The organism is Paludibacter jiangxiensis (assembly GCF_001618385.1).
Classification (GTDB): domain Bacteria; phylum Bacteroidota; class Bacteroidia; order Bacteroidales; family Paludibacteraceae; genus Microbacter; species Microbacter jiangxiensis.
The window spans coordinates 198538-215230 of sequence record NZ_BDCR01000001.1 but is presented as its reverse complement, the minus strand read 5'-3'; the positions used below and the strand labels follow the sequence as shown (position 1 = coordinate 215230).

The following is a 16693-nucleotide window of genomic DNA, read 5'->3' as shown; positions in this document are numbered from 1 at the left end:
ATTCCAGCTCTAATAAATCATGTGACATGGAAGTCAGTTGTTAGATCAATCCTTATTATGTCTGCAATAGCCAAAGATAGGCAAAAGTAGGCTTTTGTAAAGATATTATCGACAGTTTGTTCTGAGAAAAAGAGTACATTTGTCAAGTGGTGGCGCTGTGTAAACCGTTAATAAAAAATACTTGTGTGGTGAACTGGTACCGCAGACCGTAAACTAATAAGATATCCATCGTTTACAGACAAATTATGAAATCGGTTCTCAATCATCGTAATGTAAGTATAATTTATCTTGATCAATTTGCAACAAGTGGAATGTTTGACTCAGATTCACAAGACTGGTTGAAAATTAGAGATATAATAAAGAAAGGAGTTGGGCAGGGACAAATGATCTGCCCCATCTCTTCAGAACATTGCATTGAAACATCGCAAAAAGAAAAGAACAAAGCGATTGAATTGGATATGGAATTTTATAAAATATCTGGAGGTTTTTCATTTAAATCTGAAATGTTCGTAACATCTCAACTAATAATTTCTTTGATTCGAAAAAATAACATAACTCTTAAGACCTATTTGCATGATAAAATCATTGAAAATCCCATGTCTGATGAGGATAATTTTAAGATCTTCTCTTATAGCAAACAACTTCTTGATAAAAAAATTAATGAGTGTACTCAAATTGTAAACGGCATAAGGAATGTGTCAAGACATGTTTATGCAGATAAGCTTATGAAGAGCCGATTGATAAAAATCCAACAAGATATCTTATCTTCTAGTATGATTAGTAGATTGAAAGAACTGTTGCAGGATGGACATATTTATATACGAGGAGTCCATTTTACTTCAGGAGATGTACCTGACTGGATTGATGAGATAATTTATCAATTAATAAATCGCCATAGAATGACGCCAAAGGAAGCAAAGCTAATTATTAACGAAATTGAACATAACGGCTTTAATAATATTCCAACATTAAATATTCGGAGTTCATTGTCTGCAATTATTGCAGTAAATAATAAAAATGAGACAGTAAACGATCAGATTGATATTATGCGAATAGCAACAGGACTCCCAATATCTAATATTTTTTTAACGGACAAACAACGCAAACATGAAATTATTGAACTTGGTCTTGATCAAAAATACGACACGCAAATATTTTGTGGAACAAAATATGATAAGGAAAAATTGATTTTTGAACTTGAGAATATACTTCAAGCAAACAAATAATTTCACTCCTAACGGAGCTCGATCCCGCACGTAATGCTCTCTGCCTACCATAATGCGACTCCTACGGAGCCATTTTTAACATGGGCATATTGATATTTGATTAAAAACCCATCGGGTTAAGATGGCAGAATAGAATTTTGTGGTAACAGATCAATGCAATCGTAATTTCACTCCTAGCGGAGCTCTATTCGTACATAATGCTCTTTACCTACCATAATACAGACTCCTACGGAGCCAAAGTTCTATTGGAATGACGAAATATTATGCTTCAAGGCCCCGGAGGGGTCGAATTATGGTAGAATGGAATGCCGAAATGTCAAATTGCGGCTCCGTAGGAGTCGAATAATAGATTCAATAGAAAAATCGTCAGGGGAATAAACCTTTATTGCTATATTTGTCATTATAACCTAATTGCCTTACCGTTTATGCCGAACACATACACCCAATTCAACCTGCACGTTGTCTTTTCAGTGAAAGGCCGGGGAAACTTTTTATCAACCAAGATCAGAGAAGAGTTATTCCCCTATATTGCAGGTATTGTCAATAATAAGAAACACTACGCATTGGCTGTAAACGGATATAAAGATCATGTTCACCTGTTTTTTGAATATAATCCGGCCTTTTCCGTTTCAGATTTGATCCGGGATGTAAAATCAGCTTCGACCGTGTGGATCAATAGTCGAAAACTTGTTCCCGGTAAGTTTAGTTGGCAGGAAGGGTATGGCGGATTTTCCTATTCCCGTTCGCAACGGGATGTCGTGATAAAGTATATCATGAATCAGGAAAAACACCATCAGGGGAAATCATTCAGGGAAGAATATATGAAACTTCTGGCAGATTTTGATATTGAGTTCAAGAATGAATATTTGTTTGAGTTTTATGAATAATTTCACTCCTAACGGAGTGCCTTTCCACACCTAACGCCCTCTGCTACCATAATCCTGACTCCTAAGGAGCCATAGTCGTCTGATATATCCAAACATGAGCTTCGAGGCCCCGGAGGGGTCGAATTATGGTAGGAAGGAATTTCTCAATATCCAATTCCGGCTCCGTAGGAGTCGAATAATAAATTCAATTCAAAGGTTATAATTTAAGCCCCCGGAGACGGCGGAATTAATAAAAGGAATTCTCCTACCTTTGCACCTCAAATTCCTACCCTATGCTCGACATCCTTTATCAGGACGAATATCTGATTGCCATCAACAAGCCTTGTGGATTGCTGGTGCATCGTACTTCCATCGCAGAAGAGAACGAGGTGTTTGCTCTGCAGATGTTGCGCGATCAGGTGGAACGCAAACTTTTTCCGGTGCACCGCATCGACCGGCCGACGTCGGGGGTACTCGTTTTTGCCTTCTCGCCGGAGGTGGCCCGGTCGCTCAACGATCAGTTAACGAATGGAGAATCGCATAAAAAGTATGTGGCTTTGGTGCGGGGTTGGTTTCCGGAAGAGATGATTTGCGACCGACAGGTGAAAAACGATCGTGGTAATTTGCAGGATGCCGTTACCCGTTTCGTGCCTGAGAAACAGCTGGAACTGCCGCTGGCTACCGATCGTTACCCGACGGCCCGTTTTTCCGTGGTGGAGGCATACCCGTTGACCGGCCGCTGGCATCAGATACGGCAGCATCTGGCACAGTTACGTCACTATATTATCAACGATCGGGTGCATGGCGACGGCAAACAGAACCGCATATTCACCGAACAACTCGACATTCGCGAGATGTTCCTACATGCACGTTCGTTGTGCTTGAAGCATCCTGTTTTATCCAACGAACTGACGATCGAGGCGCCTTTTCCTGCTCATTGGAATAATTTTCTTTGAAAGCGCTTTTTTGAGAATATTTTTAGGGTAGATGGAATTTTGAGGGTCTAAGAGGGAAATATCTCTTAAAATCCTCACAAAATGAAAAACAGAGCTCTCCTTTTTCTGTCGGCAATCCTTCTGTTTGCCGGAATTTCTTCCCAGTCGTCGCTTTTTGCACAAAAACCATTACCGAAAGACTCGTTGATGAAAGCGGCTTCCGATATTATTTCACAAAACCATTACTGTTCGCTGGTAACGGTCGATTCTGTCGGGCAACCGCAGATACGCACTATGAATCCATTTCCTAACCCGAAAGAATTTGTCGTTTGGTTTGCCTCTTCACGCTACAGCTCCAAAGTCAGAGAGATCAGAAATAATCCGAAGGTGGCCGTCTATTATGCCGATCATGCGAAGGGAAACGGTTACGTGACGATAACCGGTACGGCAACCGTAATCGATGACAAAGATTTGTTGATGAAGATGAAGCGCGACTATTGGAACGGAATATCCGGGTGGCAGGATATTTTTGTGCTGATTAAAGTGGTTCCTCAAAAATTGGAGGTGATCAATTATGCGTACGGTGCGGCCAACGACCCGAAAACATCTAGGGCACCGGTGGTGGTATTTTAAAATACGTCGGGACGCGATTCATCGCGTCCCGACAATCCTCCAATAAAAATTGTTGCCGTTTTATTCAGCCAATAATTCGTCTACCAGCGCGTTGAATTCGTGTTGGAATTCCTTGTAGAACAATCCGGTGGCCGGACCGTTAAAACCGGTATGGATTTTGCGGACCTTCCCTTTTTTATCGATAAAAATCATGGTGGGATAGCTGGCCACCTTCTCCATCTCCGGCAATGCTTTGCCGGTTGCTTCCGAACCCACCTGTCCACCGAAGAGCAGTTCGTATTCGGTGCCGTAGCGCTTTTTCATCCGTAACAGGGCGGCACGGGCATAATCAAAATCGTCTTTTCGCTCGAACGCCAGCCCGACAACCTCCACGCCACGGTCTTTGTTGGCTTTGTACCACGGAGCCAGGTATTTCATCTCGTCCATGCAGTTGGGACACCAGCTTCCGAGAATGGAGACAATCACCACTTTACCGCGGTAACGCTCGTCGGTGAGCGAAACCTTCTTCACGTCGGTATTGGGCAGGCTGAATCTGAGATGATCCTTGCCCGGTTTCATGTGTGTTTGGTTGTAAGGATCGGCAAGTCCCGCCTTGTCGTTGCGAGTGCCTTCCAGTCGTGTTTTGCCTTTCGCTGTAAAGAATGTTCCCTCAAAACGATTGTTGTCTTTGAACGAAACCTCCAGCAGGTAGGGACTTTGGCCTGCGAAAGCCGAGAGGTGCGCACCCGTTTGCGTGTAAGCGCCTTCGAGGAAACGCAGGTCTCCGCTGGGCGTCAGCACCGAACCGGTAATAATCCCTTTGTCGGTCTGGAAAATGCCCACATTGTGCTCTGCTTCTCCTTTCGGATCGATAAAGAGAACATCCCATTTGCCATCCAATGCAACAGAAATCGGAGTGGCAACCGGTTCAAAACGTAGTTTGTTGTCGAAGCGAGCTGCAAAACGAACTCCCGCATCGTTTTTGACGTAGTTCTTCAGAAAGCGTCCGCTGAGAGTACCTTCCATTACGGCTGCCCGTATCTGAGCATCGAACGGTTCGATGGGTATGATAACTGAATCTCCTTTGAATGAAACACCATTCAGTACCACCCGTTCTTCTCCGTTCATCAGAGTAACCACCGTCGAGTCGGCTCCGCGGTGAGAAACCTCAAAAAGGAAAGGAGCCGTATTCTCTTTCACTTCCAGCGTACCACGCCAGATACCATCGTTCAGTTTAGGAGTAGCAGCGAAAGCGGCAATGCTGCATCCGAGAGCCATGCAGGTTATAATAGTTTGAATTTTGCGCATAAGAATGATTTTTGAATGAAGATGCAAAGGTAATCGGTTTTGATATAAAAAGGAACAGTGAGTAATTGTTCTTCACTCTACCGGAAGAGGTCGTTTTTTGTACCTTTGTAGAATATAAAGTTGATTGAAATATGAAAATCACGACATTAATCGAAAATACCAAACCGGAAGGAACTTCGTTTGCTATTGGACACGGATTGGGTTTGTACGTGGAAACGAACGGACTGAAATTATTATTTGACAACGGTCCCGATGATTCGTTTGTGCAGAATGCTTCTTTGCTTGGCATTGACCTAGCGGAGGTCGATCTGTATGTGCTCTCTCATGCTCATTACGATCACGGTGGCGGGCTGCGTACCTTTCTGTCGATGAATGACAAAGCAACAGTCTGGCTCTCGGAATTTGCTTCCGATCAATGTTATTCCGTCGGTCGTACACCTGAACCCCGTTATATCGGTATCGACCCGAAACTGTTTGAAGAATACGGTGAGAGACTCTGTTTCGTAACTAACGAGGCTTCGATCAACGATTCTATCTGCCTTTTTTCGGTTCACGATTTCAATACCTTCCGACCGCGGTTCAATTCGTTGCTCTACACAAAACGGAGCGGGGAGATGACGCGCGACGATTTCCGGCACGAGTTGGTGATGGCGATTACCGAGAACGGACAAAATACTATTTTTACGGGTTGTGCCCACAGTGGCATTCTCAATATGGTGCGGACGGTGCAGGAAAAGATGCCTGACACGCCTGTTCATGCGGTAGTGGGAGGTTTTCATCTGCTGAATACAGCCACTAAAGCGCTCGGTGAAGCGCCCGAAACAGTTCGGAAATTGGCAGAAGAACTGGAGAAAACCGGCGTTGATAAAATTTTGACGGGTCATTGTACCGGAACGGAAGGGTTCGAATTGTTGAGAGCGGTGTTGGGCGATAAAATTGAGGCATTGTCGACCGGGAAAGTTTTTGAAATATAGTCGGGATTGCCCTAATTACGGATCTTTTGGCTGGGTTAGGATAATGGAAAATTCGTATCTTTGCGTAAAAATATGCAAATATGGCAAAGAACCGGATTAAGCAACAGATTTGTCCTAACTGTGACTACGAATTTGACGAAACCGACAACTTTTGTCCCAACTGCGGGCAGGAAAACCACACGCATAAGCTTCCGGTAAAACATTTTGTGATGGAATACCTCGAAAGTGCATTCCATTTCGACACAAAAATGTTGGCGACTTTGCGTGATTTGCTGGTACATCCCGGTCGAATTACCACCAACTACAACCAAAATAAACGGGCGCGCTACGTTCCTCCGATGCGTCTTTACATCTTCATCAGTTTCATCTTTTTCTTTCTGTTGGCGGTGTTGCCGGAAGGTCCAAAAAAGACTAGCAAATCCGATAAAAAGGAGCAGTCAGAGGTCAAAATCAATAACTTGAATCTTGGATCTTCGCAGGAATTGGTGGAAGATAGCGTCGATTCTACAGATGCTGTGGATAAAGCACTTTCACCTTATGTGGGTCATCAGCGCAATGCCCAAACCAAGGCGCTTTTCGATTCTATACGACATACTCCGGTGCCCGATAATGAGCTGATTGATCAATATCTGGCTGCATCTAAACGGGATGTAACCTGGTATAACCGCAATTTCCAACGCAATCTTGTGAAAATCAATACCGGTCATTTCTCTTTCGAAGAATTCAAACACAAACTGCAAAAGACGATCTCTACCCTGATGTTTTTCCTGATGCCGCTTTTTGCCCTCTTCCTGTGGCTGCTTTTCCGGCGTAGCAGGATGTACTACACCGAGCATCTCGTGTTTTCTATTCATATTCACTGCATTGTATTCCTCGTATTGACATTATACATGCTGCTATCTGCATTGTTCTCCGTTTCGTTGTGGTGGCCGTTTTTGATTACGCTGGTTTATGGCTGGTTGTGTGCCCGTAACGTGTATGGAACGGGATGGGTCAGAACTACCAGCAAGGTGTTGAGTGCCGGTTTTCTCTATTCCGTTTCGTTGCTGGTCGTCGTTATTTTTGGAGTCGTAATCAGCTTTATTTAACATTTATGTATCCCTTTAAATGGGGATACCCTGTTTGCTGATTTTTCTGTTTCTTTGCATATAAATTCACCGCGAAGTAAGTTACAGGCTAATGAAAAGGATGATTGGAGTTATCGGTTTGAATTATAAATCTGCTCCTGTGCAAGTCAGGGAAACGGTATCGTTTACCGAAGAGGAGATAGAAGAGTTTGTTAAGAATCTAAAGAAATCCGAATCTTTTGCAGGAATTATTGTTTTGTCGACCTGTAACCGCGTTGAAATATACTATCACTTCAAAAATATCCAGTCGGCAGAAGGGTGCGAAATTCTTTATAACCGCCTTTTTGAGTTCAAAAAACTGGATTCTTCTGTCAGAAAACATTTCTATCATTATAGCGGAATCGAAACCGTAAAGCATATTTTTACGGTGGCTTCAGGTATCGACTCGATGGTGCTGGGCGAAGATCAAATTGTTGGTCAGATCAAAAGCGCATATACCATCAGTGAACGCACCCATTGCGCCGGTCCGGTACTTACACGCCTGTTCAACAGTGCGTTGAATGCCGGAAAACGAGTGCGCACCGAAACGCATATTAACGAAGGATACGCTTCGGTAAGTTCGGCTGCCGTTTCGCTGGCTACCCGGCAGTATAGCGACATCGATTCTCGCTCCATCCTGCTGATTGGTGCAGGACAAACCGGCCGCCTATCGATGATGAGTTTGGTGGAAAAAGGGTGCAAAAACCTTTTTGTGATCAACCGCACCTATACCAAAGCCGAAGAGCTGGCTGCCGAATTTCACGCTACCGCCGTTCCTCTGAACAAAATGAAGGAGTACGTGGCCAAATGCGACATTATCATGCTGGCTACCACCTCCACAACCCCGCTTATCACTACCAAAATGATAGACGAGGTGATGCCTCTGAGAAATAACCGTCCGGTCACCATCTTCGACCTTTCGGTGCCGCGCAACGTGTCGCAGGAGGTAGGTGATATGGAACATGTAACCCTTTATGATGTCGATAATACCGCTGTGGTGATTCACGAAACGCTTGAAAAACGGAAAGCCGAAATCATCAAAGCGCAGGAAATTATTGCCACGCTGGTGAGCGAATTTATGGACTGGCTCGACCTGTTGAGCCTTTCGCCGACTATTCGCCGCATCAAGGAAAATTTCCGCCAGATTCACGCATCCGAATTCAAAAATTACCGGAAATGCATGAATGAATCGGAGATCAGGATGGTCGATTACTACAGTTCACACATGGTCGACAAATTCTCCGGACTGATCATTAAAAACCTCAAGGAACTTACCGACAACGGCAAAAATACCGAACACATACAACTGTTAGACAGTCTTTTTGAACTAATTGCAGCAAATGAAAAATAATATCGTCAGGATAGGAACCCGCGGAAGCGCTCTGGCACTTTATCAGGCCAATCAGGTGAAATTGAGCATCGAAACTAATTTTCCCGATTTGCAGGCCGAAATTGTGATTATCCACACCAAAGGCGATAAAATTCTGGATGTTGCGCTTTCGAAAATCGGTGACAAAGGACTTTTTACAAAAGAACTGGAAGTCGCTTTGCTGGGCAATGAAGTGGATATGGCGGTTCACAGCCTCAAGGATCTACCCACGTTTTTCCCAGAAGGATTGCAACTCGGAGCCGTACTTCCAAGAGCCGAAGTGCGCGATGCTCTGGTAAGCAAAAACGGTAAAACCCTGAAAGAGCTTGGCGCCGGTGACGTGATTGCCACTTCCAGTCTGCGCCGTAAAGCTCAACTTTTGGCGTATAACCCGGATTTTAAGATTGTCGATATACGCGGAAATGTCAATACCCGCCTCAGCAAAATGGACAACGGCTACTGCGACGCGATGATTATGGCGGCAGCGGGCCTGCAACGCCTGAATCTCGATGAAAGAATCACCGAAATTATTGATCCTGCAAATATTATTCCGGCAGTAAGCCAGGGAATTATTGCAATAGAAACGCGGGCAGACGATGAACAAATTGCAACCGTTATGAACGGCATTAACCATCAGCCAACCATGCAGGTTGCTCTTGCTGAAAGAGCTTTTCTCAAAGCAATGGATGGAGGTTGTCAGGTGCCGATCGGCTGCTATTCGGAGGTTTCGGGCGATGAAATCGTCTTTACAGGGTTCGTCTCTGATCTGAAAGGCGAGAAAATCATCCGGCTGTCAAAAAAGGGATCATTGAAAGATGCCCGGGCAATTGCACTCGAAATATCGGGGCAAATGGCAGAGCAGGGAGCAAAAGAGATACTCGACGATATCAGGAAAAACAGTTGCATCTAACTTAAAAACGGACGGATGCTGAACGGGAAGATTATCATCAATACCAGGCCGGAAGCTTCCGACGATCAGATTGCCGAAGCACTGTGCAAACTGAATGCCACCGTTGTGCCGATGCCTCTGATTGAGATCAAACCGATTGCGATCGATAAGGTTTTACTCCGTGGAATAATTCAAGGCGGAGCTTTCCAATGGCTGATTTTTACCAGTAAAAACGGGGTGGACGGCTTTTTTGACCAACTCTCCAAACCGGAAAAATTGCCTTTCAGGATAGCGGTTTACGGACTTCGTACTGCCGAAGCTTTGCAAGAACAGGGATATTCGGCCGATTTGGTCAATCAGGGAAATACCGGGGCGGAACTACTCGATGATCTGATTCCTCTCCTTCGAAAAGAAGACAAAATATTGATTGTTACAGGCAATCTGGCTCCTGATGTTTTGCAAGATCGTTTGAATGAGGTGGTGACTGCAGAACGTCTGGATGTGTATCACACTCAGTTTGTGGCCAAAGTGCCGACAGGAACGATGCAACGCATTGCAGCCGCGAATTACGACCTGATTTTGTTTACCAGCCCTTCGGGCGTGAAGAGTTTTGTGCATCAGGTTCAAAATAAGGTTGATTTTGCGCATTTGAAAGCCGCCTCCATCGGTCCGTCCACTACGAAAGCCCTGCTCGAAGCAGGCATTCATCCTTGTGTGGAAGCTACCACATCGGGCAAAAAAGGACTGATACACGCGATTGAAAATTATTTCGCTGCCGAACGACAGCTTTAACGATATTGAGAACATTAAAAAACAAAGAAATTATGGCCTTTCCGCAAACGCGCCTCAGAAGAATGAGACGCACTGAAACAATCCGTAATATGGTTCGCGAAACCAAAGTGTCGGTGGATGATCTGATCATGCCGCTGTTCGTATGTCCGGGTAAAAATGTAAGCAATCCGATTACTTCCATGCCGGGTAACTCTCAACTCTCTGTCGATTTGTTGGTGGAAGAGTGTAAAAAACTGGTGGCTTTGGGCATTAAATCCGTATTGTTGTTCGGTATTCCCGAGCACAAAGACGAACACGGACTGGTTGCCTGCGAACACAACGGAATCGTTCAACAGGCCATTCGCGCCATCAAGGCCGAAATCAGCGATATTATGATTGTGGCCGATGTCTGTAATTGCGAGTATACCACTCACGGTCACTGCGGTACCATTGTCGATGGCGACGTTCATAACGACCTGACTCTCGAAACCTTGGCCAAACAATCGGTTTCACTGGCTGAAGCCGGCGCTGACATTATTGCTCCGAGCGATATGATGGACGGTCGCGTGGGTAAAATTCGTGAAGAACTGGATAAAAACGGCTTTTACAATGTACCCATCATGGCTTACTCGGCTAAATATGCTTCTGCTTTTTACGGACCTTTCCGCGAAGCTGCCGAAAGCGCTCCGAAATTCGGTAACCGCGCAAGTTACCAGATGGATCCGGCTAACTCGAACGAGGCTTTGCGCGAAGTGGAACAGGACATTATCGAAGGAGCCGACATGGTGATGGTAAAACCGGCATTGAGCTACCTCGATGTGATTCGTCGTGTGAAAGATACGTTCAATATGCCTATCGTGGCTTATAACGTGAGCGGCGAATTTTCAATGGTAAAGGCTGCTGCCGCCAACGGTTGGATTGACGAAGAACGCATTGTAAAAGAGATTCTTACCTCTATCAAAAGAGCCGGTGCCGACATCATCATCACTTACCATGCGGCTCAAATGGCCGAAATTCTGATACGAGAAAATAAATAATTCACCGATATTCAATGAACTACGAAAAAAGTACAGCGGCTTTTGCGAAGGCGAAAGAGGTAATTCCCGGAGGGGTGAATTCTCCTGTACGGGCTTTCAAAAGCGTCGGCATCAATCCGGTCATCATTGAAAGCGCCAAAGGGTGCCGCATCAAAGATATCGACGGCAACGAATACATCGACTTCGTATCGTCGTGGGGGCCGCTGATCCTTGGTCATGCCAACGAAACCATTCTGGAAGCCATCACCAAAACGGCACAGAAAGGCACCAGTTTCGGAGCACCCACGTTGCTCGAAACCGAAATGGCGGAACTGATTGTAAAAATGGTTCCTTCTGTTGAAAAGGTGCGGATGGTCAATTCGGGAACGGAAGCGACCATGAGTGCTTTGCGTCTGGCTCGCGGCTATACACAACGCAGCAAAATCATCAAGTTTGCCGGTAATTACCACGGTCATGCCGACAGCTTTCTGATAAAAGCTGGTTCGGGAGCCATTACGCTCGGTTTACCCGACAGTCCGGGCGTGACTGCGGCCATTGCTCAGGATACGTTGGTGGCTACCTACAACGACCTTGCTTCGGTTGAAAAGCTTTTCGTGGAACAGGGTGACGATATTGCCGCTGTGATTGTGGAACCGGTTGCCGGTAACATGGGCGTGGTTCCTCCGGCAAAAGGATTCCTCGAAGGATTGCGCAAATTGACTACCGAATATGGTGCTGTGCTGATTTTCGATGAAGTGATCACCGGCTTTCGTTTAGCAAAAGGCGGCGCGCAGGAATATTTCGGCGTCACTCCCGACCTTACCACACTGGGCAAAATTATAGGTGGTGGTCTGCCTGTAGGTGCTTATGGAGGCAAGAAAGAAATTATGGATATGCTGGCTCCCAACGGACCGGTTTATCAGGCCGGTACTCTGTCCGGAAATCCATTGGCTATGGCTGCCGGTCTTGCCATGCTGAAAACGTTGAACGAGACTCCGGGCTTCTATGAAGAACTGGAACGCAAAGCCAAACGTCTGGAAGAAGGTTTGAAAGCCAATCTGGAGAAAACGGGTGTAAAAGGAATCATCAATCGTGTGGGTTCGCTGATGACACTCTTCTTTACGGAAAGTGCTCAGGTGACTTCATTCGACGAAGCAATGACTTCGGATACGAAGAAATATGCCGATTATTTCAAAACTTCGCTCGACAGCGGAATCTATCAGGCACCGTCGCAGTTCGAGGCCATGTTTATTTCGCAGGCGCATACCGACGAAGATATCGATCGTTGCATTGCGGCCAGCCTTGAAGCAATGAAGAAGCTGGTGTAGAATGCTACTATTTTACATGCATATTGCCTGAATAGCAAAAGAAAATTGGGACTTAATAAATAGAACGTTCTGCCTTTTATTCCTACCCCTATATCCCCTTAAGGGGACTTTCGGTTTGGAAATACAAGCAGATTCAAAGCCCCTTAAGGGGTTTGGGGTAAAAAATCCTTTGCATCAGGATATAATCATGATCTATTGCATATGTACACTTTTGAAGATCAATAGATAATTATTCAAAATTCAATCAAAACGGAATATGTCCAATATTTTCTTAGATACAATCCACGGCATAAAGCGTGAGCGTCCACCGGTGTGGTTTATGCGTCAGGCGGGAAGAGTTATTCCCGAGTACCTGAAGATGAGAGAAAAATATAGTTTCCACGAGATGATGAACACTCCGGAGCTGGCTGCACAGGTCACGCTTCAACCGGTTTATCGTTTGGGTGTGGATGCAGCCATTTTGTTCTCTGATATTCTGGTGATTCCCGAAGCAATGGGCATGAAACTGGAATTTACCGACCATGGCCCACGTTTCGAAACACCTTTGAAGGATGAGAAAGATCCGGTGTCGTCCCTGCATGCTGATCCTTCTAAATTGCAGCATGTGTACGATGCCATTGACGTGATTATGGCTACCCGTCCTGCCGATACACCATTGATCGGTTTTTGCGGCGCACCACTCACCACGTTGTTTTACATGGTGCAGGGCATCAGCTCTAATCACCAGTTTCCTGCAGCTGCCGACATGATTTATCGCGATCGGGCGACAACCGAAAAATTGCTTTCGGCCATTACCGATCTTTCCATCGAGTATGCACTCAATCAGGTGAAACACGGCATTAGCGCATTTCAGCTTTTCGATACTCACGCAGGCATGTTGCCTTATCCGCTTTACAACGAGGTGGTTTTACCATACGTACGGAAAATTCTGAAGGCTGTTCAGGCTACCGGTACGCCCGTTATATTTTTCCCGAAAGGATTGGGCAACGGCATGAAAGTATTGAAAAACGAAGGATTCGATTTTGTTAGTGTCGATTGGCAAATGTCGATCGAAGACGCGAAGGAGATGCTTGGCGAGCAAACCGGCGTTCAGGGCAATCTGGATCCTCGCGTTATGGCAGCCGATCAATCTGCCATCAGTCGCGAACTGGAGAAATACCTAGCATTCGGCAGTAAAGAACACAAGTGGATTTTCAATCTCGGGCACGGCGTACTGCCGAACACTCCCTTCGAAAATGCCAAATTTGTCGTTGACTGGATCAAGTCGGCCGACTGGAAAAGAGATTAACATCATGCAGATACGTAAAGATTTACTTCTGAAATACAATCAGGCGGGGCCCCGTTATACGAGCTATCCGCCTGCCAATTACTTCCACACCAACATTGGTAATGCGGAGTATCAACAGGCTATTGTGCAGTCGAACAGCGAGATGCCTCAAAATATCTCGCTTTATGTGCATATTCCGTTTTGCCCGCGACTGTGCCATTTTTGTGGATGTACCACTTCGGGGAGCAGAGATAAAGATCTGTTTCGCAGGTATATTGATGCCGTCAAAAAAGAGATTGAAAATGTGGCCGGCCTGATCGACAAAAACCGGAAGGTGTCGCAGGTGCATTGGGGTGGGGGAACGCCAAACTCTATTCCGTTGGAAATGGTGCAGGAGGTGATGGATTTGTTTCGGGCGAATTTTACGTTCGAATCGCATCCCGAAATTGCCATGGAGTGCAGTCCGGCTTATCTGGAACTGGAAGATATTGACCGATTGGCCTCTTTCGGATTCAATCGTCTCAGTCTTGGTATTCAGGATTTTGATGCAAATGTTTTGAAGATCGTCAATCGTGAGCCTTCGAAACATCCGGTGGAAGAGCTGGTTGCCCGAATGAAACAAAACGGTTTCGACAGCGTCAATCTCGATTTGATTTACGGGCTGCCGGGACAAACGGTCGATGGTTTCCGTAAAAGTATCGAAAAAGCGATTGAAATAAGCCCCGACCGCTTGGTAACCTTTTCGTATGCGCATGTTCCCTGGGTGAAAAGTGCCCAGAAAGTGCTTGAAAAAACAGGCATTCTGAATGCTTCCGAAAAGCTGGCGCTGATGGAAATGGCCTACGATTTGCTGACCGAAAACGGTTATGTTCCCATCGGTATGGATCATTATGCCAAACCGGAAGATGAATTGACGAAAGCGCTCGTAAACAAAAAATTGCACCGTAATTTCCAGGGATATTGCACCCGCGAAACTACCGGTCAGGTCTACGGCTTCGGTTCTTCGGCCATCACCCAACTGGAAAACGGCTATTACCAAAACACGAAAGTCATAGAGACTTATATTGCAAGTGTGAATAATAGCGGCTTGGCGTTGGAAAGAGGATATCAGCTTACGGAAAATGAAAAGATTATCCGTACCGTTATCGAAGAGGTGATGTGCAATCTTTTCCTCGATTTCGAAGCGGTGGCTCAGACCTACAAAACGGATGTTGCTACCATAAAGCAGGTTGTAGGATACGATGCTGCTAAATTAACGCCTTTCATTGAGGATGAATTGCTGGAAATACAGGGCGATCAGCTTCGTATTCACGACGACGGTTCGCTGGTGGTTCGTAACATTGCTATGACTTTCGATCCCCAACTTTCTGTAAAAGAAAATACATATTCAAAAACGATATAATGCAACAGACTGATATTATTGTAATTGGAGCCGGACTCACAGGGCTTACCTGTGCTCACCATTTGGCAAAAAAGAATCGCAACTTTATCGTTGTCGAGAAACTGAATCATGTCGGAGGTGTTATCAATACCGAAAAAGAGAATGGTTTTGTTTACGAAACCGGACCCAATACCGGTGTGATTTCGCAACCGGAAGTGGCAGATCTTTTTGAAGATCTGAAAGATAAGATGACCTATGAGGTGCCGGATGAATTTTCGAAAAAACGGTATGTACTCAAAAATGGCAAATGGGTTGCGTTACCTTCAGGACTGATCGGGGGAATCACCACGCCATTGTTCAGCTGGTACGATAAGTTCCGTCTGTTGGGCGAACCTTTCCGCAAGCCGGGAACCAATCCCGATGAGACGCTTGCCGAAATGGTCAAACGCCGCATGGGTAAGAGCTTTCTGAACTATGCCATTGATCCTTTTATTATGGGTGTGTATGCCGGCGATCCTGCCCAATTGGTTACCAAATACGCCTTGCCGAAACTCTACAATTTAGAGCAAAATTACGGTAGTTTTATCGGAGGTTCGGTCAAGAAAATGAGAGAGCCGAAAGATCCTGAAATGCAAAAAGCGACCAAGAAAATATTTTCTGTCAAAGGCGGATTGTCCAATTTGATGGAAGCGCTGCAATCGTCAATCGGGAAAGATCGTATTTTACTTGGATTACAGAATATTTTCGTTGAAAAAAACGAAGGCGGTTATCTGCTGAAAGCAATTAATGCTGATGGTAATCCGGTTGAAATTCAGGCAAAACAGATAGTTAGTACCGCTGGTGCTTATGCTCTGCCGGAACTTTTCCCGTTTTTACCAACTTCGCAGGTCGACAAAATTAAGAATCTTCATTATACACGGGTTGTTGAAGTGGCGCTTGGGTTCAAACAATGGAAAGGTCGTCCGCTTGATGCCTTTGGGGCGTTGATCCCGTTCCGCGAAAAACGCGACATCCTTGGTATTATGTTCATGTCAACATTGTTTGAAAACCGTGCGCCGAAAGATGGAGCATTGGTTACCATCTTTATTGGAGGCGTACGCCGTCAGGAGTTGTGCGATCTGGACGATAGTGCGATTCGCGAACTAGTGGCACGTGAAGCCAAAGATTTGCTGGAACTCGACGATTTTAATCCCGATCTTTTCAAAATTATGCGTCACGCCCATGCTATTCCGCAATATCGGGCCGATAGCAAGGAACGTTTTGAGGCAATCGAACAACTCGAAGCACAGTACCCGGGTCTCATTCTGGCTGGGAACCTCCGTAATGGTATCGGTATGGCCGATCGTATTAAACAAGGAAAAACGATAGCAGAAATGTTGTAAAATAGAATAGCTGTCAATTTGAAAGAAAAAATCCATCGGGATGACCATAAAGTCGTGTTCCCGATGGATTTTTTTCTTTTGTATTTGTATGTAAAATACCAATTTGCTATTTTGTTAATGTTGAGGAATTTTGTCTTGTGTTTGTAACATGCTGAAAAATAGCAGGAAAAATTGTTGATCTGCAATGTCACAAAAAAACAAAACAGGAAACCTTCTGAAAGAAAAAGAATTACCTTTGCAACGAAATTTTAAAACTCACCAAT

Annotated in this window: 15 protein-coding genes; 14 read left to right on the top strand and 1 reads right to left on the bottom strand. The window is 45.1% G+C overall.

All coding sequences use genetic code 11. The features are described from left to right. Positions 1–245: 245 nt before the first annotated feature. The 4 genes from PJIAN_RS00795 (at position 246) to PJIAN_RS00780 (ending at position 3660) form a co-directional block, all read left to right on the top strand. A complete protein-coding gene (locus PJIAN_RS00795) occupies positions 246–1226 on the top strand; it encodes a hypothetical protein (protein WP_153802438.1) in 981 nt (326 codons plus the stop codon). 425 nt (positions 1227–1651) lie between these two features. Next, on the top strand, positions 1652–2113 hold the full coding sequence (gene tnpA, locus PJIAN_RS00790; RefSeq protein ID WP_068701133.1) for an IS200/IS605 family transposase: 462 nt from the start codon (positions 1652–1654) through the stop codon (positions 2111–2113). Positions 2114–2385: 272 nt separating this feature from the next. Beyond that, a complete protein-coding gene (locus PJIAN_RS00785; protein WP_068701132.1) occupies positions 2386–3048 on the top strand; it encodes a pseudouridine synthase in 663 nt (220 codons plus the stop codon). 81 nt (positions 3049–3129) lie between these two features. After that, positions 3130–3660 carry a pyridoxamine 5'-phosphate oxidase family protein gene (locus PJIAN_RS00780; protein ID WP_068701131.1) on the top strand — a complete coding sequence of 177 codons (531 nt, stop codon included), beginning with the start codon at positions 3130–3132 and terminating at the stop codon, positions 3658–3660. A 60-nt stretch (positions 3661–3720) separates the two neighbouring features. On the opposite strand, the gene PJIAN_RS00775 is transcribed toward PJIAN_RS00780, so the two are convergent. Continuing rightward, a complete protein-coding gene (locus PJIAN_RS00775) occupies positions 3721–4947 on the bottom strand; it encodes a peroxiredoxin family protein (protein WP_084252195.1) in 1227 nt (408 codons plus the stop codon). A 131-nt stretch (positions 4948–5078) separates the two neighbouring features. On the opposite strand from PJIAN_RS00775, the gene PJIAN_RS00770 reads away from it, so the two are divergent. The 10 genes from PJIAN_RS00770 to hemG all read left to right on the top strand — a co-directional run bounded on the left by PJIAN_RS00770 (position 5079) and on the right by hemG (position 16430). After that, positions 5079–5921, top strand: a complete 843-nt coding sequence (locus tag PJIAN_RS00770; protein WP_068701130.1) for an MBL fold metallo-hydrolase — start codon at positions 5079–5081, stop codon at positions 5919–5921. An 80-nt stretch (positions 5922–6001) separates the two neighbouring features. Beyond that, entirely contained in the window at positions 6002–7009 is a 1008-nt protein-coding gene (locus PJIAN_RS00765; RefSeq protein ID WP_068701129.1) for a DUF3667 domain-containing protein, read from the top strand. Between the two features lie 91 nt (positions 7010–7100). Then, entirely contained in the window at positions 7101–8378 is a 1278-nt protein-coding gene (hemA, locus tag PJIAN_RS00760) for a glutamyl-tRNA reductase (RefSeq protein ID WP_068701128.1), read from the top strand. After that, the gene (gene hemC, locus PJIAN_RS00755) at positions 8368–9306 is read left to right on the top strand and encodes a hydroxymethylbilane synthase (RefSeq protein ID WP_068701127.1); all 939 of its coding nucleotides are present in this window, start codon (positions 8368–8370) and stop codon (positions 9304–9306) included. The genes hemA and hemC overlap by 11 nt, the downstream gene beginning before the upstream one ends. 15 nt (positions 9307–9321) lie before the next feature. Next, on the top strand, positions 9322–10077 hold the full coding sequence (locus PJIAN_RS00750) for a uroporphyrinogen-III synthase (protein WP_068701126.1): 756 nt from the start codon (positions 9322–9324) through the stop codon (positions 10075–10077). Between the two features lie 32 nt (positions 10078–10109). Next, a complete protein-coding gene (hemB, locus tag PJIAN_RS00745; protein WP_068701125.1) occupies positions 10110–11093 on the top strand; it encodes a porphobilinogen synthase in 984 nt (327 codons plus the stop codon). A gap of 14 nt (positions 11094–11107) precedes the next feature. After that, complete coding sequence (gene hemL / locus PJIAN_RS00740; RefSeq protein ID WP_068701124.1) at positions 11108–12400, top strand: glutamate-1-semialdehyde 2,1-aminomutase; 1293 nt, start codon at positions 11108–11110, stop codon at positions 12398–12400. Positions 12401–12656: 256 nt separating this feature from the next. After that, entirely contained in the window at positions 12657–13688 is a 1032-nt protein-coding gene (hemE, locus tag PJIAN_RS00735; protein WP_068701123.1) for a uroporphyrinogen decarboxylase, read from the top strand. Between the two features lie 4 nt (positions 13689–13692). After that, the gene (gene hemN, locus PJIAN_RS00730; protein WP_068701122.1) at positions 13693–15069 is read left to right on the top strand and encodes an oxygen-independent coproporphyrinogen III oxidase; all 1377 of its coding nucleotides are present in this window, start codon (positions 13693–13695) and stop codon (positions 15067–15069) included. Beyond that, positions 15069–16430 carry a protoporphyrinogen oxidase gene (gene hemG / locus PJIAN_RS00725; protein ID WP_068701121.1) on the top strand — a complete coding sequence of 454 codons (1362 nt, stop codon included), beginning with the start codon at positions 15069–15071 and terminating at the stop codon, positions 16428–16430. The genes hemN and hemG overlap by 1 nt, the downstream gene beginning before the upstream one ends. Positions 16431–16693 lie beyond the last annotated feature (263 nt).

Bases quoted from the DNA above. Each gene is read 5' to 3' on its own strand.
- PJIAN_RS00795 (WP_153802438.1), top strand. From the start codon at position 246: ATGAAATCGGTTCTCAATCATCGTAATGTAAGTATAATTTATCTTGAT.
- tnpA (WP_068701133.1), top strand. From the start codon at position 1,652: ATGCCGAACACATACACCCAATTCAACCTGCACGTTGTCTTTTCAGTG.
- PJIAN_RS00785 (WP_068701132.1), top strand. From the start codon at position 2,386: ATGCTCGACATCCTTTATCAGGACGAATATCTGATTGCCATCAACAAG.
- PJIAN_RS00780 (WP_068701131.1), top strand. From the start codon at position 3,130: ATGAAAAACAGAGCTCTCCTTTTTCTGTCGGCAATCCTTCTGTTTGCC.
- PJIAN_RS00775 (WP_084252195.1), bottom strand. From the start codon at position 4,947: ATGCGCAAAATTCAAACTATTATAACCTGCATGGCTCTCGGATGCAGC.
- PJIAN_RS00770 (WP_068701130.1), top strand. From the start codon at position 5,079: ATGAAAATCACGACATTAATCGAAAATACCAAACCGGAAGGAACTTCG.
- PJIAN_RS00765 (WP_068701129.1), top strand. From the start codon at position 6,002: ATGGCAAAGAACCGGATTAAGCAACAGATTTGTCCTAACTGTGACTAC.
- hemA (WP_068701128.1), top strand. From the start codon at position 7,101: ATGAAAAGGATGATTGGAGTTATCGGTTTGAATTATAAATCTGCTCCT.
- hemC (WP_068701127.1), top strand. From the start codon at position 8,368: ATGAAAAATAATATCGTCAGGATAGGAACCCGCGGAAGCGCTCTGGCA.
- PJIAN_RS00750 (WP_068701126.1), top strand. From the start codon at position 9,322: ATGCTGAACGGGAAGATTATCATCAATACCAGGCCGGAAGCTTCCGAC.
- hemB (WP_068701125.1), top strand. From the start codon at position 10,110: ATGGCCTTTCCGCAAACGCGCCTCAGAAGAATGAGACGCACTGAAACA.
- hemL (WP_068701124.1), top strand. From the start codon at position 11,108: ATGAACTACGAAAAAAGTACAGCGGCTTTTGCGAAGGCGAAAGAGGTA.
- hemE (WP_068701123.1), top strand. From the start codon at position 12,657: ATGTCCAATATTTTCTTAGATACAATCCACGGCATAAAGCGTGAGCGT.
- hemN (WP_068701122.1), top strand. From the start codon at position 13,693: ATGCAGATACGTAAAGATTTACTTCTGAAATACAATCAGGCGGGGCCC.
- hemG (WP_068701121.1), top strand. From the start codon at position 15,069: ATGCAACAGACTGATATTATTGTAATTGGAGCCGGACTCACAGGGCTT.